Source organism: Moraxella sp. ZY210820 (genome assembly GCF_030674635.1).
Lineage (GTDB): Bacteria > Pseudomonadota > Gammaproteobacteria > Pseudomonadales > Moraxellaceae > Acinetobacter.
This window is the reverse complement of the sequence record NZ_CP089978.1, coordinates 1,801,258-1,823,811: the sequence shown is the minus strand read 5'-3', so window position 1 is coordinate 1,823,811 and position 22,554 is coordinate 1,801,258. Positions and strand designations below refer to the sequence as shown.

The 22,554-nt window shown below is 37.8% G+C and carries 15 protein-coding genes, 1 pseudogene and 1 CRISPR repeat array; of the genes and pseudogenes, 11 read left to right on the top strand and 5 right to left on the bottom strand.

Annotation, left to right across the window (positions count from 1 at the left end):
• Positions 1-14: 14 nt before the first annotated feature.
• Together LU301_RS09045 and LU301_RS09040 are read right to left on the bottom strand one after the other, a co-directional pair.
• Entirely contained in the window at positions 15-1,205 is a 1,191-nt protein-coding gene (locus LU301_RS09045; protein ID WP_305270072.1) for a BaiN/RdsA family NAD(P)/FAD-dependent oxidoreductase, read from the bottom strand.
• Complete coding sequence (locus LU301_RS09040) at positions 1,192-2,052, bottom strand: 1-aminocyclopropane-1-carboxylate deaminase/D-cysteine desulfhydrase (RefSeq protein ID WP_305270070.1); 861 nt, start codon at positions 2,050-2,052, stop codon at positions 1,192-1,194. The genes LU301_RS09045 and LU301_RS09040 overlap by 14 nt, the downstream gene beginning before the upstream one ends.
• 122 nt (positions 2,053-2,174) lie before the next feature.
• Here LU301_RS09040 and rpsL point away from each other — a divergent pair, with 122 nt between their 5' ends.
• The 11 genes from rpsL to cas6f all read left to right on the top strand — a co-directional run bounded on the left by rpsL (position 2,175) and on the right by cas6f (position 17,260).
• Positions 2,175-2,549, top strand: a complete 375-nt coding sequence (gene rpsL / locus LU301_RS09035; RefSeq protein WP_305270068.1) for a 30S ribosomal protein S12 — start codon at positions 2,175-2,177, stop codon at positions 2,547-2,549.
• 157 nt (positions 2,550-2,706) lie between these two features.
• Entirely contained in the window at positions 2,707-3,177 is a 471-nt protein-coding gene (gene rpsG, locus LU301_RS09030) for a 30S ribosomal protein S7 (protein WP_305270065.1), read from the top strand.
• 114 nt (positions 3,178-3,291) lie between these two features.
• Positions 3,292-5,430: an elongation factor G gene (gene fusA, locus LU301_RS09025; RefSeq protein WP_305270063.1), complete on the top strand. Its 2,139-nt coding sequence runs from the start codon at positions 3,292-3,294 to the stop codon at positions 5,428-5,430.
• A 100-nt stretch (positions 5,431-5,530) separates the two neighbouring features.
• Positions 5,531-6,721, top strand: coding sequence for an elongation factor Tu (gene tuf, locus LU301_RS09020; RefSeq protein WP_305270061.1), 1,191 nt, complete (start codon positions 5,531-5,533; stop codon positions 6,719-6,721).
• Between the two features lie 155 nt (positions 6,722-6,876).
• Complete coding sequence (gene ftsY, locus LU301_RS09015; protein ID WP_305270058.1) at positions 6,877-7,917, top strand: signal recognition particle-docking protein FtsY; 1,041 nt, start codon at positions 6,877-6,879, stop codon at positions 7,915-7,917.
• Positions 7,918-8,052: 135 nt separating this feature from the next.
• Positions 8,053-8,320: a CRISPR direct-repeat array (repeat unit 28 nt; unit sequence TTTTCTAAGCCACCTATGCGGTGTAAGA).
• Positions 8,321-8,561: 241 nt separating this feature from the next.
• Positions 8,562-9,503, top strand: coding sequence for a type I-F CRISPR-associated endonuclease Cas1f (gene cas1f, locus LU301_RS09010; protein WP_305270055.1), 942 nt, complete (start codon positions 8,562-8,564; stop codon positions 9,501-9,503).
• A gap of 12 nt (positions 9,504-9,515) precedes the next feature.
• Positions 9,516-12,836 carry a type I-F CRISPR-associated helicase Cas3f gene (gene cas3f, locus LU301_RS09005; RefSeq protein WP_305270052.1) on the top strand — a complete coding sequence of 1,107 codons (3,321 nt, stop codon included), beginning with the start codon at positions 9,516-9,518 and terminating at the stop codon, positions 12,834-12,836.
• Between the two features lie 11 nt (positions 12,837-12,847).
• A complete protein-coding gene (locus tag LU301_RS09000) occupies positions 12,848-14,545 on the top strand; it encodes a type I-F CRISPR-associated protein Csy1 (protein WP_305270051.1) in 1,698 nt (565 codons plus the stop codon).
• Between the two features lie 13 nt (positions 14,546-14,558).
• Complete coding sequence (gene csy2, locus LU301_RS08995; protein WP_305270049.1) at positions 14,559-15,557, top strand: type I-F CRISPR-associated protein Csy2; 999 nt, start codon at positions 14,559-14,561, stop codon at positions 15,555-15,557.
• Between the two features lie 25 nt (positions 15,558-15,582).
• Positions 15,583-16,683, top strand: a complete 1,101-nt coding sequence (gene csy3, locus LU301_RS08990; protein WP_305270048.1) for a type I-F CRISPR-associated protein Csy3 — start codon at positions 15,583-15,585, stop codon at positions 16,681-16,683.
• Between the two features lie 4 nt (positions 16,684-16,687).
• A complete protein-coding gene (cas6f, locus tag LU301_RS08985; RefSeq protein WP_305270044.1) occupies positions 16,688-17,260 on the top strand; it encodes a type I-F CRISPR-associated endoribonuclease Cas6/Csy4 in 573 nt (190 codons plus the stop codon).
• A 68-nt stretch (positions 17,261-17,328) separates the two neighbouring features.
• Here the strand turns inward: cas6f and LU301_RS08980 are convergent.
• The 3 genes and pseudogenes from LU301_RS08980 to LU301_RS08970 form a co-directional block, all read right to left on the bottom strand.
• Positions 17,329-18,540: pseudogene (locus tag LU301_RS08980) on the bottom strand (DEAD/DEAH box helicase); the annotation flags it as partial.
• 164 nt (positions 18,541-18,704) lie between these two features.
• On the bottom strand, positions 18,705-21,269 hold the full coding sequence (gene clpB / locus LU301_RS08975; protein WP_305270042.1) for an ATP-dependent chaperone ClpB: 2,565 nt from the start codon (positions 21,267-21,269) through the stop codon (positions 18,705-18,707).
• A gap of 414 nt (positions 21,270-21,683) precedes the next feature.
• Positions 21,684-22,553 carry a crotonase/enoyl-CoA hydratase family protein gene (locus LU301_RS08970; protein WP_305270040.1) on the bottom strand — a complete coding sequence of 290 codons (870 nt, stop codon included), beginning with the start codon at positions 22,551-22,553 and terminating at the stop codon, positions 21,684-21,686.
• Position 22,554 lies beyond the last annotated feature (1 nt).

The window sequence follows — 22,554 nt, the reverse complement described above, 5'->3', positions numbered from 1 at the left end:
TTTTGAATGAATTATCAAACATATTGTCCTGCAACGTAACCAGATGACCATGCCCATTGGAAATTATAGCCACCTAAATGTCCTGTAACATCAAGCACTTCACCAATTAAATATAAATTTTCAGTTTTTTTACTTTGCATGGTTTTTGATGATACTTCATCAGTATTTACACCGCCTAAAGTTACTTCTGCGGTACGATATCCTTCAGTATCTGATGGTTTAAGTGGATAATGTTGTAATTTATCCGCAAGTTGAGTTAAAAATTGGTCGCTTAATTCAGCGATTGGTGTATCGCTTTGTACTTGCCATAGTAAACTTTGTAATTCTAAAACCACACTTTTAGGTAAATGATTGGCTAAAATAGTGCGTAATAATAATTTAGGATGCTGTTGTTTTTGCTGTTTAAATAAGTCCAAAATATCAAGTTCTGGTAAAAAATTAACAAAAAAACGTTCGCCTTGTTGCCAATAATTTGATAATTGTAAAATACTTGGTCCACTTAAACCACGATGTGTAAATAGCATGGACTCTTTGAAACAGGCTCTTTTATTTTCAACAATGACTTCGATGGCATTACCACTTAATTTAGCTGTAATATCTTTAAAATAATCACTAAAACACAAGGGTACTAAACCTGCACGTGTTTTATAAATGGAATGTCCAAATTGTTGAGCAAGTTCATAGCCAAAACCTGAACCACCTAATGTTGGAATAGATAATCCACCACTAGCAATGACTAATGATGATGATGAAAATTGACCTAAATTGGTTTTGATATTAAAAATATCTGATTTTTTATCAACTTGTGTAATCTCACAATGCGTTTTAATGGTAACATTTTGCGTTTTATTACATTCATCAAGCAGGCAATTTAAAATTTCTTTTGAACCATTGATGGTAAATAATTGTCCATGTTTACGTTCTTCATAGGCAATCTGATAATCGCTAACTAGACCAATAAAATCCCATTGTGTATATTGAGATAGGGCAGAAATCACAAAATGTGGATTGTGGCAAATATAATATTCTGGTTCAATGGTATAATTGGTAAAATTACATTTACCACCACCTGACATGAGAATTTTTTTACCCACTTTATTGGCTTTTTCTAACATCAATACTGAGCGACCACGTTTACCAGCTTCAATAGCACACATCAAACCTGATGCACCTGCACCAATAATCATAACATCATAATGTTGCATGAGATTTGCCCTTGAGTAAATATTGTCCAGCCATTAATCCACCAGTATGAATAGCTAAAATACGGCTTTGTTGTGGAAAATAAGATTGTTGTATTAAATCAAAAATACCGTACATCATTTTACCTGTGTAAATTGGGTCAAGCTGAATGTGATATTGCTGTTGAAAATGCTCTAAAAATATGCGTAAAGCTGGTGTGATTTTAGCATATCCACCACAGCAATAATCATCAATTATTTTAACATTGGTGTGTTGGATATTAAAATCGTATCCTTTAAGTGCAGAAAATCCTAAAAGATGTTGTTGGGTTGTGCGTTGTGCTAAACCTGTAATTGTACCACTGCTACCTACTGCACAACAAATATAATCATATTGTGCTAAATCATCATCGGTTAAAATTTCTTGGCAACCTTTTATAGCTAAATCATTATGACCGCCTTCAGGTAAAACGTAAAAATTAGGATATTGTGCTTGTAAATAGTGCAAATAATCATCATGATAACGTAACCGATATGTATCTCGACTGACAAAAATAAATTGCATACCCCAATTTTTAGCCTGTTGTAAAATAGGATTAAGTGGGCGATGAGCAAGTTCCTCACCACGAATGATCGCTATACTGGATAGATGAGCTTGATGGCACGCATAAGCAAGTGCCAAAATATGATTAGAATAAGCACCACCAAAACTTAAAATACCATGATAGTGATGTCGTTGTGCATATGCTAAATTGTACTTTAATTTAAAATATTTGTTGCCTGAAATATAAGGATGAATTAAATCTAAACGTTTAATATCAAGGTAGATATTTTGATTTAGGATAGGTTGATTGAAAGACTGAACAGGCATGGGTAAATGTGTGAATGTAAAATGTTGATTATAGCATATCCTTGCAATAATTTATAAAATAAGTTAGAATGTGGTGTCCAAAAGTTTTTTTGGGTAATTAAACTTAACGGGAGAATTGCCAGATGGCAACAACAAATCAGTTGATCCGTAAGGGTCGTACATCTTTGGTTGAAAAATCCAAAGTTCCTGCGTTGAAGGCTTGTCCACAACGCCGTGGTGTATGTACTCGTGTATATACTACTACACCTAAAAAACCAAACTCTGCAATGCGTAAAGTGTGCCGTGTACGCTTAACTTCAGGTTTTGAAGTATCAAGCTATATCGGTGGTGAAGGTCATAACTTACAAGAACACAGTGTAGTGCTTATCCGTGGTGGTCGTGTGAGAGACTTACCGGGTGTGCGTTATCATACAGTGCGTGGTTCATTAGACTGTGCTGGTGTGAAAGATCGTAACCAATCACGCTCTAAATATGGTGCAAAACGTCCTAAGAAATAATCTTAAGATGTTGAAACCCATTGCTATCGCTTGACAGATTTCAAATTGTTGAATTCTAAAAATAATCAAGCGACGTAGTAAGGCCAACGAAAAGCAATCGACACTCATGCTTCTGTTGGATTATCCTGAAGTGTCATAATTTAAAAGGTAATGTAAAATGCCAAGACGTCGCGTCGTAGCTGCCCGTGAAATTTTGCCAGATCCAAAATTCGGTAGCCAAACTATTGCTAAATTCATGAACCATGTCATGAAAGATGGTAAAAAATCAATCGCTGAAAGTATCGTTTATGGTGCTTTAGAGCGTGTTCAAGAAAAAAATAAAGTAGACCCAGTAGAATTTTTTGAGGCAACACTTGAAAAAGTTCGTCCTACTGTGGAAGTAAAAGCACGCCGTGTAGGTGGTGCTACTTATCAAGTACCTATGGAAGTACGCCCATCCCGTCGTACTGCTTTAGCAATGCGTTGGTTAGTAGATGCTGCTGCTAAGCGTTCTGAAAAAACAATGGCTTTACGTCTTGCTGGTGAGTTGCTTGATGCGGCTGAAGGTAAAGGTGCAGCTGTTAAGAAACGTGATGACGTGCATCGTATGGCTGAAGCCAACAAAGCATTCTCACATTATCGTTTCTAATACAAAGGCAATAATTGAGATAGACCCATGTTGATCTTTATTGCTTTTGTGAATGAGATAAACATGGGCAAAATTATCTAAAATGTTTTTGTAGAACTAAATTAGGAATGTAGCATGGCTCGTCAAACTCCAATTTCTCGTTACCGTAATATCGGTATCTCTGCACACATCGATGCAGGTAAAACAACAACTTCTGAACGTATTTTGTTCTACACAGGTGTATCTCACAAATTAGGTGAAGTGCATGATGGTGCAGCAACAATGGACTGGATGGAACAAGAGCAAGAACGTGGTATTACTATTACGTCTGCTGCAACGACTTGTTTCTGGTCAGGTATGGCTGGTCAATACCCAGAACACCGTATCAACGTAATTGATACTCCAGGACACGTTGACTTCACAATTGAAGTAGAACGTTCAATGCGTGTACTTGATGGTGCATGTATGGTTTATTGTGCTGTAGGTGGTGTACAACCTCAGTCTGAAACTGTATGGCGTCAAGCAAATAAATATAAAGTACCACGTTTAGCATTTGTAAACAAAATGGACCGTACGGGTGCAAACTTTTTCCGTGTGGTTGAGCAAATGAAAACACGTTTAGGTGCAAATCCTGTACCAATCGTGATTCCAGTAGGTGCTGAAGATACATTTACTGGTGTGGTTGATTTGATTGAAATGAAATCAATCATTTGGGATGAACCATCTCAAGGTATGAAATTTGAGTATGGTGATATTCCAGCTGACTTAGTTGAAACTGCTCAAGAATGGCGCACCAACATGGTTGAAGCTGCTGCTGAAGCATCAGAAGAATTAATGGATAAATACTTAAGTGAAGGTGATTTATCTAAAGAAGATATCTTTGCTGGCTTACGTACACGTACATTAGCATCTGAAATTCAACCAATGCTTTGTGGTTCTGCGTTTAAGAACAAAGGTGTACAACGTATGTTGGACGCTGTAATTCAGTTCTTACCTGCACCAAATGATGTTGAAGCAATTAAAGGTGTATTAGATGACAAAGACGAGACTGAAGCATCTCGTGAAGCATCTGATGACGCTCCATTCTCAGCGTTAGCATTTAAAATTATGAACGATAAGTTCGTTGGTAACTTAACATTTGTTCGTGTTTATTCTGGTGTATTAAAGCAAGGTGATAGCGTTTATAACCCAGTGAAAGCAAAACGTGAGCGTATTGGTCGTATTGTACAAATGCACGCAAACGAACGTGAAGACATTGAAGAAATCCGTGCAGGCGACATCGCTGCGTGTGTGGGTTTGAAAGATGTAACCACTGGTGATACATTGTGTGATGAGAAAAACATCATTACACTTGAGCGTATGGAATTCCCAGAACCAGTTATTCAGTTAGCGGTTGAGCCAAAAACTAAAGCAGACCAAGAAAAAATGTCTATTGCTTTAGGTCGTTTAGCGAAAGAAGATCCTTCATTCCGTGTTTATACTGATGAAGAATCAGGTCAAACCATTATCGCAGGTATGGGTGAATTACACTTAGACATCATCGTTGATCGTATGAAGCGAGAGTTCGGTGTTGAAGCGAATATCGGTAAGCCAATGGTTGCATATCGTGAAACAATTCGTAAGACTGTTGAACAAGAAGGTAAATTCGTACGTCAAACAGGTGGTAAAGGTAAATTCGGTCACGTTTATATCCGTTTAGAGCCAATTGATGTTGAAGAAACTGGTAAAGAATACGAGTTTGCTGAAGAAGTTGTTGGTGGTGTGGTACCTAAAGAATTCTTCGGTGCGGTGGATAAAGGTATCCAAGAACGTATGAAGAATGGTGTATTAGCAGGTTACCCAGTTGTAGGTATCAAAGCGACACTTTATGATGGTTCTTACCATGATGTAGACTCTGACGAATTATCATTTAAGATGGCAGGTTCTTATGCCTTCCGTGATGGTTTTATGAAAGCTGACCCAGTTTTACTTGAGCCAATCATGAAAGTTGAAGTAGAAACACCTGAAGATTACATGGGCGATATCATGGGTGATTTAAACCGTCGTCGTGGTATGGTTCAAGGTATGGACGACTTACCTGGCGGAACAAAAGCAATCCGTGCCGAAGTACCGTTAGCTGAGATGTTTGGTTACGCAACTCAAATGCGTTCTATGTCGCAAGGTCGTGCAACTTACTCAATGGAATTCTCTAAATATGCTGAAACTCCACGTAACGTGGCGGATGGCATTATTGCGAAATTCCAAGCTGGTGGTAAGAAAGGTGATGATGAGTAATTTTATCCTAAATGATAAATACTCAAGTCCTAACTTTTATTAAAAATCAATCTGCTTATGGGTAAATCCTTATCCATAAGCACTTTCAAAGGAAACAAAAATGGCTAAGGCTAAGTTTGAACGTAATAAACCACACGTTAACGTGGGCACAATCGGTCACGTTGACCATGGTAAAACAACTTTAACTGCTGCAATTGCAACAATCTGTGCAAAAAACTATGGCGGTGAAGCAAAAGACTATTCTCAAATCGACTCAGCACCAGAAGAAAAAGCACGTGGTATTACCATCAACACTTCTCACGTTGAGTATGACTCTCCAACTCGTCACTATGCACACGTTGACTGCCCAGGACACGCTGACTATGTGAAAAACATGATTACTGGTGCGGCACAAATGGACGGTGCAATCCTTGTTTGTGCAGCAACTGACGGTCCAATGCCACAAACTCGTGAGCATATCTTATTGTCTCGCCAAGTAGGTGTACCATATATCATCGTATTCTTGAACAAGTGTGACCTTGTTGATGATGAAGAATTACTTGAATTAGTAGAAATGGAAGTTCGTGAACTTCTTTCTTCTTACGACTTCCCTGGTGATGATACTCCAGTAATTCGTGGTTCTGCATTAAAAGCATTAGAAGGTGATGCTGGTCAATATGGTGAATCTTCAGTATTAGCTTTAGTTGAAGCGTTAGATAGCTATATCCCAGAACCAGAGCGTGCAATTGACAAAGACTTCTTAATGCCAATCGAAGATGTATTCTCAATTTCTGGTCGTGGTACAGTAGTAACAGGTCGTGTAGAAACTGGTGTTATCAAAGTAGGTGAAGAAGTTGAAATCGTTGGTATCAAAGATACAGCGAAAACAACAGTAACTGGCGTTGAAATGTTCCGTAAATTACTAGACGAAGGTCGTGCAGGTGAAAACTGTGGTATCTTATTGCGTGGTACTAAGCGTGAAGAAGTACAACGTGGTCAAGTATTGGCTAAACCAGGTACAATTAAGCCACACACTAAATTCAATGCAGAAGTATATGTATTGTCTAAAGAAGAAGGTGGTCGTCATACTCCATTCTTAAATGGTTACCGTCCACAATTCTATTTCCGTACTACTGACGTAACTGGTGCAATCCAGTTGAAAGAAGGCGTTGAAATGGTAATGCCAGGTGATAACGTAGAAATGTCAGTAGAGTTAATCCACCCAATTGCAATGGACGCAGGTTTACGCTTTGCGATTCGTGAAGGTGGTCGTACTGTAGGTGCTGGTGTTGTAGCAACAGTTATCTCTTAATTCTAACATTATATTGTTTAGAAATTAAAGTGCAAAAAGCTAGGTCTTTATGGTCTAGCTTTTTTATTTGTGAAAAATATCATTTCCATCAATCATTTCTATCATTAAAGTGTTATAATAACAAATGCTATATTTATTTATTTTGGGCTTTTATTATGCAACATACACCACATTCTAAATTTTCAATCGATGCTGATTTAGGCGATGATGATGTAACATTGCCAAATTTACCAACAATGGAACAATCACAAGCAGTAGAAGAAAAAAAAGGTTTTTTTAGCCGAATGAAAGAAGGCTTGAGCAAAACACGTAAAAGTTTTACTGATAGTATGGTTAATATCCTAATTGGCGGTAAAGAAATTGATGATGAATTGCTTGAAGAAGTGGAAGAACAATTATTGGTTGCAGATATTGGTGTGGAAGCAACTAAAACTATAATTGCTAATTTAACAGAACGTACAGCTCGTGGAGATTTAATTTATTCTCATGCTTTATATAAAGCCTTGCAAGAAGAGTTGGTTGCATTATTAGCCCCTCGTGTGAAGCCTTTACAAATTGATAGTAATAAACGTCCTTATGTGATTTTAATGGTGGGTGTGAATGGTGTAGGGAAGACTACAACAATTGGTAAATTGGCAAAACGTTTGCAAGGTGAAGGAAAAAAAGTGATGTTAGCGGCTGGAGATACATTTCGTGCAGCAGCGACAGAGCAATTACAAATTTGGGGCGAGCGTAATGATATTCCTGTGATAGCACAGGGGCATGGTGCAGATAGTGCATCAGTTATTTTTGATGCCTTTGAAAGTGCGAGAGCGAAAGGTATTGATGTTTTAATTGCGGATACTGCAGGACGTTTACAAAATAAAAGTAATTTAATGGAAGAATTGAAAAAAGTTAAACGTGTAATGCAAAAAATTGATGCAACTGCACCACATGAAATTATGCTTGTGGTTGATGCTGGTACAGGTCAAAATGCGATTAATCAAGTTGAAATGTTTGATGAAGCGGTTGGATTGACTGGTATTACCATCACTAAACTTGATGGTACAGCGAAAGGTGGTGTTTTATTTAATATTGCAACAAAAACTCGTGTACCGATTCGTTTTATTGGAGTAGGTGAACAGATTGATGACTTACGCCCATTTTCAGCGAAGTCATTTGTAGCTGCTTTATTTGAAGCTGATAAGGATAAGTAATTTAATTGATGTAGATAATTATTTCTTTATTCATTGAGATGATGTAAATGGTATGGGGTTTTATTCTATACCATTTTTAATTAAAACCATCTATACAATGTAAGAGTTTGCTCAGGGATTTTTTGATGGACAAAGTTTTCTAAGCCACCTGTGCGGTGTAAGACACCCACGCCAATCCCTACCTTGATGATATGGTTTTCTAAGCCACCTATGCGGTGTAAGACAAGTTATATCGATATGACTAACCCATGCTTTTTTTCTAAGCCACCTATGCGGTGTAAGAGTCGATAATACTTGGTCGATCAGCGCCTTGCTCTTTCTAAACCACCTGTGCGGTGTAAGACGTTTAGAAATAATGGCGTGCGCTCCAAAAAGCTTTCTAAGCCACCTGTGCGGTGTAAGACTAGGTATTCTACAAAAAACAATCAGTAAAGTTAAGCTCTAGAACTTCTTTTATCAAAAATACCAATAATTTTGCCTTTATTTATAATCAATTGATTTTGTTAAGTTTTTAAAGAACATAAAAATTAAAGGGTGAATTTGTTATTGATTTTGTAAGTGTAAAATAATCATTAACATCGAAACATTTTTAAATCATTATAGTGTAATATAGCTTTTTTAAAAATAATTTTCATGGATACCATATGGACATTCTCAAACCCACCGAACTCAAAGCCATTTTGCATTCCAAACGAGCCAATCTTTATTATTTGGAGCATTGCCGAGTGATGCAAAAAGACGGTCGGGTTTTGTATTTAACCGAAGGCAAAAACGAAAATCTTTATTACAATATTCCCATTGCCAATACCACTTGTATTTTGCTTGGTACAGGCACTTCCATTACCCAAGCGGCAATGCGACTTCTGGCAAGTGCGGGCGTGATGGTGGGATTTTCTGGGGGCGGTGGTACGCCCCTTTTTAGTGCCTGTGAAATTGAATGGCTGTCGCCCCAATCTGAATATCGCCCCACCGAATATGTGCAGGGCTGGTTATCTTGGTGGTTTGATGATGAAAAACGCTTTATTCAAGCCAAAACATTGCAATTTAAACGCCTAGCATTTATCCATAAAATTTGGCATAAAGACAAAGAATTTAAATCTTATGAATTTCATCAACAGATTGATGAATTATTATCCCATTATCAAAAAGAAATTCCTAAACAAAATAACAATACCCAATTATTAACCTTAGAGGGGAGAATGACCAAAGAGCTGTATAAAATCGCCGCTAAAAATACCAATAATGCTGGATTTCATCGTGATTTTGACAGCAGTGATAAAGCCAATGCCTTTTTAAATCACGGCAATTATTTGGCTTATGGGCTTGGGGCAACGACTGCTTGGGTGCTTGGTATTCCACACGGCTTTGCCCTAATGCACGGTAAAACACGGCGTGGGGCTTTGGTGTTTGATATTGCTGATTTAATTAAAGATGCGATTGTCCTGCCGCTTGCCTTTATTTGTGCCAAAGACAATGCGACAGAACAAGAATTTCGTCAGGAAGTGTTAAATTATTTTACCGATTATCAGGTGCTTGATTTTATGTTTGATGTCATTAAAGAGCTGGCATTAAAAAAGGGATTTTAAAAGGATAAATCAATGAATGTCATCTTTATTTCCCAATGTCAGAAAAAAGCGCTTTCTCGCACTCGTAAAATATTGGACGCTTATGCCAATCGTATAGGCGATAACACTTGGCAAACGGCAATCACCGAAGAGGGCTTAATAATGGTGAAAAAATTATTACGCCAAACGGTAAGTAAAAATACTGCTGTCAGTTGTCATCGGATTATGACAAGAAGTCGCACACAATTAGTTTGGATAGTTGGCAGTAAATCGCAATTTAATGAAAATGGTTTTGTGCCTGTAAATCGTACCCAAAAAGACTTTTCTATCTATCAAGACAATCATTTATGGCAAAACTTACCTATTATTGCGTTGGCTTCGGCAATGGCAGGGCTATTTCACGATTTTGGAAAAGCCAATGATTTATTTCAACAAAAATTAAATCCAAAGATTAAAACCAAAAACTATGAACCCTATCGCCACGAATGGGTTTCTTTTCAATTATTTATCAGTTTTGCTAACAATAAAAGCAATGAACAATGGCTTGATTTATTAGCCAATCCCAAAAATATTGATGAAACTGCCATTATCAAAAACATTGATGACAAAAATAATTTTAAGGCATTTGCTCAATTAAGCGATTTTGCCAAATTGGTGGCGTGGCTGATTGTGTCTCATCATCGTTTATTGAGTTCTTACAAAAAAACCATTCCTCTTTTTTCGCAATTAGATGATTATCAAAAAATTTATGATGAATTGGATATGGATTGGAATTCAGCCAATTACAATCAATTTTCTGATGAAATAAGAAATTTAAATTGGCACTTTGAAAACGGCTTGCCATTTCAAAGTCAAACTTGGCAAAGTAAATCCCAAGAAATCGCCCAAAATGCGTTCAATCATTTGGCAAAAATCAATGCTTTTTCTTGGGAAAATGACCATTTGACGACTCATTTGGCTCGTTTGGCATTGATGTATGCCGACCATCATTATTCATCACAAAATGCCAACACTTATTTTCAAGACCCTAATTATTCCGTCTATGCCAATACTGATAAAAATCATCAATATAAACAGACCCTTGATGAACACAATATTAGGGTCGCCCATTACGCCCATCAATTTAGCCAAAAATTGCCATTATTATTGAGTCAATTATCCTATATTGATGACAACTCTGTCTTAAAAAATGGTTTGCCCCCAAAATCAGATGCCGACAAACACAATTATGAATGGCAAAATCAATCTTATCATCTTGCTAAAAACTTAAATATCCGTGCCAATGAATGCGGATTTTTTGGCATCAATATGGCTTCCACAGGCAAGGGCAAAACGCTTGCCAATGCTCGGATTATGTATGCTTTGGCAAATAGTGAAACAGGCTTGCGGTTAAATATTGCTTTGGGGTTAAGGGCTTTAACTTTGCAAACAGGGCAAACCCTAAAAACCTTATTAAAAATGGACAATGATGAAATTGCCACTTTAATCGGTTCTAATGCCATTTTACAATTATTCAATAAAATCAATCTTAACGAAAAGAATGATGAACAATCCTTAAAAGAACAAGCCCAATTATTACAAGATTTGGAAAAATCACATTTTGCCACTTTGGGTAGCGAAAGTTTGGACGATGATGTTGATGAATTTGATTTGGATTATGCTGATATTAAGTTAGATACAAACAGCCCATTATATCAATTATTTCAATCCAAACCCAAACACCAAAAATTATTGCACGCTCCTATTGTGGTTAGTACGATAGATTATTTAATGCCTGCGACTGAAAGTTTGCGTGGCGGCAAGCACATTATCCCCACTTTGCGTTTGTTGAGCAGTGATTTGGTGCTTGATGAGCCTGATGAATTTGGCATTGATGATTGGTTTGCCTTGACCCGTTTGGTGCATTGGGCGGGTATGCTGGGTTCAAAAGTGTTGTTGTCCAGTGCCACCATTGCCCCTGCAATGGCTTGCACTTTGTTTGATGCTTATCAAAAAGGACGCCAAGTTTATGAACGCAATATGGCTGGAAACAGTCAAGAAAAGCCGATTGTGTGTGCGTGGTTTGATGAATTTGGCGTGCAAAGTGCCGAATGTTTCAGCCAGCCTGAAATGCTTAAACAACACAGCCAATTTATCAAAAAACGCATTGAACAACTCAAAGAAAATCCAAATGTGGTTCATCGTGCCAAACTTGTTCCCATTATTAAAACGGATAAGGTGTTTGATAATATGGCAAACACCTTGTTTGAAACAATGTTAATGGCACATCAACGCCATCATCAAAATTTTGATGATAAAACTTTGTCGGTGGGCGTGATGCGATTTGCCAATATCAATCCTTTGGTGGAAGTTGCTAAATCCTTAATTGCCAAAGATTTGCCCAATGATGTTTGTGTGCATTATTGCGTGTATCACAGCCAATTTACCCTTGCCAAAAGAGGAATGATTGAACAAAAACTAGACCGCATTTTAAATCGCAAAAACAGCGATGAGATTTTCAGGCAGCCTGAAATTCAAAACGCCATCAACCAAAATCCCAACGCAAAAAATCACATTTTTGTGGTATTGGCGACTTCGGTGTGTGAAGTGGGGCGAGACCACGATTATGATTGGGCGATTGCCGAACCCAGCTCTATGCGTTCCTTAATTCAACTATCAGGGCGAGTACAACGACATAGAAAACAAGCCGTTCATTGTGAAAACATTTTTGTTTTAAATGAAAATATTAAGGCATTAAAAGGCAATGCCCCTGCTTATCATCGCCCCGGATTTGAAAGCAAAAAATATGAATTACAATCACATCAATTAGACCAATTATTAAAACCAGAGCATTATCAAAATATCAATGCAATCACGGCGATTAACTTCATTAAGCCCGTAGATAGTCCCTATAACGAATTGGTGCGTTTGGAACACAGCGTACAATGGGCGTATTTAACAGGTAAAAATGGCGAAAACAATCACGCCAGCATTTGGCTTAATCAGCCTGTTACTTGGCTTGGTGAAATACAAAGACAACAGCCTTTTCGTGCGTCATCGCTTGATGTTGCATTGGTCTATCAATACAATCAAGACAATGGGCAAGAAAAGCTGGTGTGGCACGAACATTGTGCCAGCGATTATCAAAAATTTATTGTAAGCCATTTGATTAAAGAGCTTGATGAATTGGAATGGGGCAACAATGCCTTTGCTTGGTTTGAGTGCGATGATGAGCAAATTTATGATGAATTATCTTACATTTTACAAAAACCCTTGGCTTATATTCAAAAAGTGTATGGCGAAGTGCAAGTGGGCTATGGCAAGCAATTTTATCATCACCCCTTATTGGGCGTATTTGGAAAAACAGGTACATAAAGGTCATTCAAATGTCAGAAAATAAAGAAATTTTATTGGCACAGCAGGCGGTAAAAGATTTTCTTAACGAAAGAATGGAAAAAGAGTTAAGAAAACAGCCTGATAAGAAAAAGTTTAAAGGTCGCCTTAATTCATCAGAAGAGATTGCCATTAGCACACAACTTAATGGCTACGAACTCGTTCATTCAAATAATAAATTAGCTCCTAAAAAAGTTGATGAGTTATTGGAATGGTTTGCCGAGCTTAAACTGGATTTGGATAGCAAATGGACTTTATGGCGAGTGCCTTATAACTCAAATTCAAATATTGTTCAGTATAAAAACAATAACGCTTGTAATCTAATTTTTGAAAATGAGCAGGATTTGGAAAATAGTTTTGATAAAGATTATTTTTGGATTTTGTATGAGCATATTGCGTTTTTAAACATTGAAAATAATAAGAAATCAAAACCAAAAAAACCAAAAGTCTATTTTATTGACAATGAGTTAATGAAACAAAAACTCAAAGGCAAGCCCAAAAAAAGCAAGAAAGCAGATACAGCAGGTGATGATAATGAGAGTATGCAAAAATATGAGCCAAAAAACTGGTTCAATTATGTGGCAGAAAACATTGAAAAAGTCTTTTTGAATGTCAGTCATATTGCCAAACTCACTCATTCCAGCAGTCAAGCGGTTAATATCAAAGACAGCATTCTTCAAACCGAGCATTTGCATTTAATTAGCACCCAAACGGCTAATGCAAATATGTTGGATAGGGGTTATGCCGATGCCAAATTTGCACCGATTGCCGAATTTTTGACTTACCCTGTTGAAAATACAAACAAACAACTGGGCGAGATTTTGCGTGAAAATGAACAAGGTTTTGCCAAAATTTCAGATAGCCAAGCCGAACGACAAGCGTGGTGTGATGCCATTAAAGGGGCGTATGTTGCCCAAAAATTAAGCTCACACACTTTGGCAAAGCAAATTTATGTGCCTGTATCTGATGATTGTGAATATCATTTGCTATCGCCGATGTATTCTAGTTCGTTGGCGCAGCATATTTTTGAAACGATTAAACACGCCCACGACAAAGACAATCCTGCCAAAATTGCCAAACAAAAAGGCGAATATCATCAAGATGAAAGCATTTATTTTGCTGATATTGCCACACTTGCCACCACCAAAAGCAATCATCAAAATGTGTCATTTTTAAACAATCAAAGAAGTGGGCAGTTGTATTTATTTTGTGCCAAACCACCCAAAATCAGACACAATCCCAATCCACCCAAAAGCGTGAATGAATTATTGAATGTGTGTTATTCAGACTGCAAAGATGAATTGTTTGAAATCAAAAAATTATTATCGGTAACAGAGAATAAAGCCTTGTTTTTAAATGATGATAGAAAAAACGCTTTGATTGAGCATATTCAAAATATTGGCGATACCATTATCACACAAATGTTGGTTATTTATCAAAATCAAGCAAATGGCTGGACGAATAATGTGAATATACCAACATATTTAAAACTGTTTTTGGATAAAGCAATAAGCGAGCAATGGATTTTGTCCCAACCTGAATTGATGTCTGAACTGACCCAATTGGCAGAAGAAATATCAGCGTGGATAAGCACCCAAACCCATAAAAACCGTGTGGCAAAATTGGAAAAAATCTATGCCAAAATCCTGCTGCCCTTATTGCAATCGCATTATTGGGTTTTAAAGGCATAATGGGGGAAACACAATGTCATCATACATTTTATTAGAGCGACTTAAAGTAGAAAATGCCAATGCACTGGCGGGTATGACTTATGGTTTTCCTGCAATTACGGCATTTTTGGGTTTAACCCACGCCCTATCACGCAAGTTTAAAGAGCAATTTGCTGTGGAATTAACAGGTTGTGGGATTTTTTGCCACGATTATGAATTAAACACTTATCAGGATTATTATGTAAAATTCATTCAAAATCGCTGTCCGCCTTCTACTTTGAAAGGAAAAAGTGCTGATGCCAAAAGTCCTGCCCCCATTATTGAAGAAGCCAAAATGGATATGACGGTATCCTTATTGTTCAAATGCGACACACCATTATCCACCAATCAAGACAAAGTTTATGAATATCAGGCAGCCTTAAAACAATGGCTCTACCCATCTCGCTTGGCAGGCGGTTCTATTTACCATTTGGCGGACATTAAATTCATCAATAATGACTCACAAAATACAGGTTTAGCCCAATTAAAAAAAGCGGTATTGCCCAGTTTTGTGCTGTTAAATGCCAGTCATTATTTAAAAGAGCACGAGCAATATTGTTTGGACAATCAAATGGATAAAAACGCCTTTGATAGATGGACGGACTTTTTTGCATTTAAACATCAAGCCAAGTACATTGAAACAGACAACGAAACCCCAAACAATGAAAATGAAGTTGTATGGGAACGCATTATTCCACCCAATAAAAAGGGCTGGATTGTGCCGTTGATGGTGGGATTTAAAGGCATTAGTCCATTATATTCACCTGATGAAGTGGAAAATTTGCGAGACCAGCGTTATCCATTTCGTTTTGTGGAGGCGGTTCACGGCTTGGGCGAATGGAAAAGCACGCACCGCATTAGCAACATAGACAGCCTGATTTGGAGATATGATTGCCGTGATGAATGGTATTTATGCACCCAAGACAAAGCGGTTGTGCCACACCAAACGCACCCCCTTGATGACATTTTTGAAGATGACGACCTTTTTTCCTAATATTTTAAATAGCGGAGTATGAACAATGGCAAAAGCCCCTAAAACCCCAAAAGCAGAAAACAAAGCCCCCGTGCCAAGCGTATTGGCATTTAGTCGCAAAATTGAGCCCTCCGATGGCTTAATGCAAGCAGGTCTTTGGAATGCTGATGTAGCACAATTATCCCAGCAAACTTGGCAAAACATTGAATTGCACGACAAAAGTAATCGTGGTGTTAAAAGCCAATACGGTGTGGCAGATGAAGAAAAGTCTCAACCCAATTTGGTGCGTGGCGATGATACCAGCTTGCCACCACATTTGGATACTTTAAAAGTGGCTTTTACGGTAAAATTTTTGGGCGATATTGCCACCGCCACCGCCAATAATGAACCTGACTTTGGTATTAAACTGACTGAAAAATTCAAAGTCTATCAAGATGAAATAGGATTTTTACCGTTGGCTCGCCGTTATGCTTATAACTTGGTAAATGGTCGGTTTTTGTGGCGAAATCGTGTTGGGGCGGAAAGTGTCATTGTGCGTATTTATGATACCGAAAATCCCACACAAGAATGGATTTTTGACAATGCACGCACAATGCCCTTAAATGATTTTGAGGTAGAAAATACAAAACTCGATGATTTAGCAAAGTGCATTGCCGAAAGTTTTGCCACAGGCAAGTATTTGTTGTTAAAGGCAGAAGCCTTTGTCAAAGTGGGTTTGGGGCAACGGGTATTCCCATCACAAGAAATGCGTGAAAAAGACAAGGACAACAAATCCAAGTTTTTATATCAAATCAAAACGCCAAATGGTTTATGTGCTGGTTTGCATTCTGAAAAAATCGGTAATGCCATTCGCACCATTGATACTTGGTATAATTTTCCACAAGCAGATGATTTGTTTGAAAAGACAGTTAAGCCCGCCATTGCCATTGAGCCTTATGGCTCTGTACCGACACAGGGGCAAGCCTATCGCAGAAACGCAAGTGAAGGAGATCTGTATAGCTTGATGGCAAATTGGTTAAGTGATGATGGCAACATCAGCACCGAACAGAAGCATTTTGTGGTGGCAAATCTGATTCGTGGTGGCGTGTTTGGTGGAAAAGACGAAGACAAAGACAAAAAAGGCAAAAAACAGGAGAATAAGGAATAAAACAATGAAATTCTACCAAGAAATCATGCTCTTGCCTGATGAAGAAAATGATTTGTACTTTTTGTGGAGCAAGATTTACACCCAAATCCACATTGCCTTGGTGGACAATGGCAATCCCAAAATTGGGGTCGGCTTTCCGCAATACCGTTTTGACAACAAAGGGGCAAGTTTGGGTTTGAAATTGCGTGTGTTTGCCCATACAGAGCAAGAATTGCTGGATTTGAATTTGGCAAAATGGCTGGCACGCTTGTCGGATTATTTGCATTTGAAATCGGTGCAAGCCGTCCCCACAAATCATCGCCATGCCATTTTCAGTCGTTACAACCCTGATTTATCCAAAGAAAATCTGGCAAGACGATATGCCAAAAAACACGCCATAAGCTACGATGAGGCATTGGCAAGATTGGCGGATTATGTGCCACAGCCCATCATCAACTACCCCTTTATCACGCTCAAAAGCCAAACCACAGGCATGGATTTCAATGTACGCATTGCCAAAAAAACGGTGGTAAATGCCATATTGGGCGAATTTGGGGCGTATGGATTGAGCCAATCTGCCAGTGTACCTGAGTTCTAATATTAATATCGCTCCAATTTTGTACTATGCATCAAAGGAGCGATTATGTTTATTTGATAGAATGGATTTTAAAATTTCTCAAATAAATTCATAATATCTTCTTCATTAAACTGAATATCATCACTACTTTGTTCTAAAATTGAGCGTGCTAATTGGGCTTTTTTCTCCTGCAATTGTAAAATACGTTGCTCAATGCTCTGATTGGTCATTAATTTATAGACAAAAACAGGCTTATCTTGCCCAATTCGCCATGCACAGTCTGATGCTTGATTTTCTGCTGCTGGATTCCACTATGGGTCATAATGAATCACTGTATCGGCTGTGGTTGAATTTAAACCGACTCCACCTGCTTTCAGGCTAATTAAAAAGACTGATACAGCTCCCGATTGAAACTGCTCAATCGCTTGTTCACGCTTACGTGTTTGTCCAGTCAATTTTGCCTATGCAATACCTTGTTGTTTCAACCCTTCGCCAATTAAATCAAGCATACTGGTAAATTGTGAAAAGATTAAAATTTTCCGTCCTTCACGCAACATTTCAGGTACAGTTTCCATTAAATAAGCAAATTTTGCCGATGGAATTTTATCAATATTTTTGATTTTATCAGAAATATTTTCACCATTTAATAATTTAGGATGACAACAAATTTGACGCAATTTTAATAACGCCTCTAAAATATGAATATGACTGCGATTAAATCCTTTTTCTGCAATAATCTTACGCACATTTTCCTGCATGGTCAATCGAACTGCTTCATAAACTTTTTCTTGAGTAGTATTCATATCAATATGAATTGTAGTTGTGGTTTTTTCTGGCAATTCTTGAATAACATCAGTTTTTAAAACGGCGTAAAATAAATGGTTTCACACGATTAATTAATTTCATTTTTAGAGTTTGGTTATTTTCTTTCTCAATCGGATTACGATAATTTTTATTAAAATCTTTATAATGCCCCAAAAAAGCTGGCATCATAAAATGGAATAATGACCAAAGCTCCGATAAATTATTTTCCATTGGTGTACCAGTTAAACAAAAACGGTGTTTTGCATTAACTTTTCGTGCAGTTTGTGCCATTTTAGTATTGGGTTTTTTAATATAATGAGCTTCATCTAAAATCATCACATGATAATGATGTTGCATTAAAATCTCTTCATCACGCACCAATAATGGATAACTACTAATAATCACATCATAATCATTTATGTGATTAAAATACTGTTCTCGTTCAGCACCATGCAAAACCAAGACTTTTAAATCAGGGGGGTAAACTTTTCAGCCTCTAATCGCCTTTAGTCAAATTTATTTTTCCTAAATAATTTTGAAAGACTAAAAATATTTAATAAAATCAAATATATATTTACATAAAGTGAGAACCATAAATTTTCATAGATACATTGTATAAAAAACGGCTTTACCTTTGCAAAGCCGTTTTTAGCATTGGTGATTATTTTGTAAACACTAAACCATCATCATGGATTTGAATATTCACGGTTTCGCCAGCCACAAATTCCCCTGCCAAAATCTTTTGAGCAAGTGGATTTTCAATGTGCATTTGAATGGCTCGTTTTAAAGGTCTTGCCCCAAACACTGGGTCATAACCAATATCAACAAGTTGGTCGAGAGCGTCATCACTCACCATTAAGCCAATATCTCGCTCTGCCAAACGGTTACGCAAACGAGCTAACTGAATATCGGCAATACCACGCATTTGAGCTTTTTTCAGACCATCAAAAATGACTAGTTCATCAATACGGTTAATAAATTCTGGACGGAAATGTTGTCCTACCGCATTCATCACAACCGAACGAACTTCATCACGACTGGCATCATCGCCCAAAGCACGCACATCAGCCGAGCCTAAGTTAGAAGTCATTACAATCACCGTATTTTTAAAATCAACTACTCGTCCGTGCGAATCGGTCAAGCGTCCATCATCAAGCACTTGTAGCAAGATATTAAACACATCTGGATGAGCTTTTTCTACTTCATCAAAAAGTACCACGCTGTACGGCTTACGGCGTACAGCTTCAGTCAAAACACCGCCCTCTTCATAGCCAACATAGCCCGGAGGAGCACCAACCAAACGACTCACGCTATGTTTTTCCATAAATTCTGACATATCAATCCGCACCATCGCTTCATCACTATCAAATAGGAAATTAGCAAGCGATTTAGTCAGTTCGGTTTTACCAACCCCCGTTGGACCTAAAAATAGGAATGAACCACTTGGACGATTAGGGTCAGAAAGCCCTGCACGACTACGGCGAACAGCATTGGCAACGGCAACCACCGCCTCATCTTGTCCGACGACACGAGTGTGTAAAAACTCTTCCATTGCTAAGAGTTTTTCTCGCTCACCTTGTAGCATTTTTGCCACAGGAATACCTGTTGCCATTGAGACCACTTCGGCAATTTCATTGTCCGATACTTTATCTCGTAACAATTTGGTTTCGTTATTATCGCCTTTTTCATCGTGTTCAAGCTGTTTGGTGAGTTCTGGAATCACACCATATTGCAAACGCCCTGCTTCGGCAAAATCGCCTTCTCTTTGGGCTTTTTCTAGGGCAATACGAGCCTTATCAAGTTGTACTTGTATATTTTTTGTACCAGCGACAAGGGCTTTTTCAGACTTCCAAATTTCATCAAGCTCACTGTATTGTTTGGATAATTCATCAATCTGCTCTTGTAGATGAATGCTCTCCGCTTTGGCACTTGCACTGTCATCATTTTTTACCGTTTCTAATTGCATTTTTAATTGAATAATACGGCGATCGAGTTTGTCCATCACTTCTGGCTTGCTATCTAATTCCATTTTGATACGGCTTGCCGCCTCATCAATCAAATCAATTGCCTTATCAGGAAGCTGACGGTCGGTAATGTAGCGGTGCGACATTTTGGCAGCGGCAATAATCGCACTGTCCAAAATACGCACGCCGTGATGAAGTTCGTATCGTTGTTTTAAACCACGCAAAATCGCAATGGTATCTTCTACGCTTGGTTCATCAACTTGTACTTTTTGAAAACGGCGTTCTAGAGCGGCATCTTTTTCAATATATTGGCGATATTCGTCCAAAGTAGTCGCTCCCACACAACGCAATTCTCCACGAGCCAGAGCTGGTTTTAGCATATTGCCAGCGTCCATTGCACCGTCTGTTTTGCCTGCACCAACAAGGGTATGCAATTCATCAATAAATAAAATAATGTCGCCATCGTGCTTGGCAAGGTCATTTAATACCGCTTTTAAGCGTTCTTCAAATTCACCACGATATTTTGCCCCTGCCAATAATGCACCTAAATCCAATGATAAAACTCGTTTGTTTTTAAGACTTTCTGGTACTTCACCATTGACAATGCGTTGGGCTAAGCCTTCAACGATGGCGGTTTTCCCCACCCCTGGTTCACCAATCAGTACAGGATTGTTTTTTGTACGACGAGACAACACTTGCACGGTACGGCGAATTTCGTCATCTCGTCCGATGACGGGGTCAAGTTTGCCTGCCAATGCACGTTCAGTCAGGTCAATGGTATATTTGCTTAATGCTTCTCGATTTTCTTCATGGTTATTGGTGTTCACTTTTTCATCTCCACGAATGTTGTTAATTGCTTGACGTAATTTTTGTGGATTTACGCCTTGTTGTTCAAGAATTTTTTTGCTTTCGCCTTGTTCTGCTAAGGCGAGTAGCACCCAATCAGTAGATAGAAAGGCATCACCTGCTTTTTGAGCATAACTATCCGCCAAATTGAGTATTCTGCTAGATTCCGCATTGAGCGGGACATCGCCTGTAGGGTTGCTCATCACCGCTAAATCATTAATGGCATTTTGCAATTTTTGCTGTAATTGCGGTAAATTAGCCCCTGCCTGTTGCAATAAACTTTGGTTCGATGCTTCATTTAACAAACTCGCCAAAATGTGTAAAGGACTAATCGATGTATGGTCTTTACTCATGGCTAGGCGTTGAGCATCAGCTAAAGTGCGTTGTAGGCGTTGGGTAAATTGTTCAAAGTTCATATTGTATTCCTAAAAAATCTTGCTTGATAAATAGATGGGATTTTCTTAAAATATTTCAAGGGAAATTTTTAAAAAATTATTATTATTCAAAATGTTATAATTAAAATAAAAGACAAAATACAGTATAATAATGGGGGCGAAATGATAAAATTTCAAGTTCATTTTCAGCGATTTTTGCTTGTAATGAATGTGGAAATATTTGACGATAATATCATCATTAAATATAGGTAAATGTATGTTGGACGTTGAATATATTGATAGATTACACACATAATCAGTAGTAGGCTATTTCGTACTTTGTATGTGTTTGACTCAAGATATACAGCAATTTTATTAATCTCGGATGATAAAACGAGCAATAAACGTTGGTATGATATTTATATAATATTGTGAAATTGATCATGATTCCTGAAATTATTTAAACTGACGTTGTAAAAATTTAACACTCTTATCTTTGGCTTTTTTTATCGCTCGTTTTTGATTATGACCAAGTAACAGTTTGATTTGCCATAATTTTTCTTGATACAAGGTGCAAGATTTTTGTTGATACATGGCATTGATAATACGTTTACTGACTAATACCGCATCAGGTGAACGAGTTGCAATTTCATCTGCTAAAGATTTTGCTTGTTCCAAAGGTTGCTCATTTAAATGTGAAACCAAACCATAATTTAATGCTTTTTCTCCATCAAAAATACGGGCAGTCATCGCGAGTTCTTTTAAAATATCAGGAGCAATCCCCAAAGCTGATTGTGTAATGCCCATATCTGCTACCAACCCCCAGTGGCTTTCACGAATGGCAAATTGACATTGCGTTGTAGCAATACGAATATCACAAGCAAGGGCTAACTGTAAGCCTGCACCAATACAATGTCCATGTAATACTGCAATGACTGGCACAGGGAGCGATTGCCAAATTAAACATACTTGTTGATACTTACTTTTAGTTGGTTTAAGGAGTTGCCATGCAATCGCTTTCATATTACGAGCAGCATTTAAATCGTCTAAATCTAAACCTGCACAAAAACTCACGCCATGTCCTGCTAAAATCACACAACGTAAATCGTTCCATGATTTAAAGTGTTGAGCTAAATGAATGAGTTTGTCCATCATAGTAAAAGTCATAGCATTACGCTTTTCAACACGATTAAGATAGACAATTACACTATGGGAATGGTGAAGTTCTAAACAAATTTCAGGTGTTAAATATTGATTGAGTCGAACAATACGCTCTTCTAAAGGTGTTTGGCTCATGGATTTTGCTAAAAAAGTGATATTTAACATG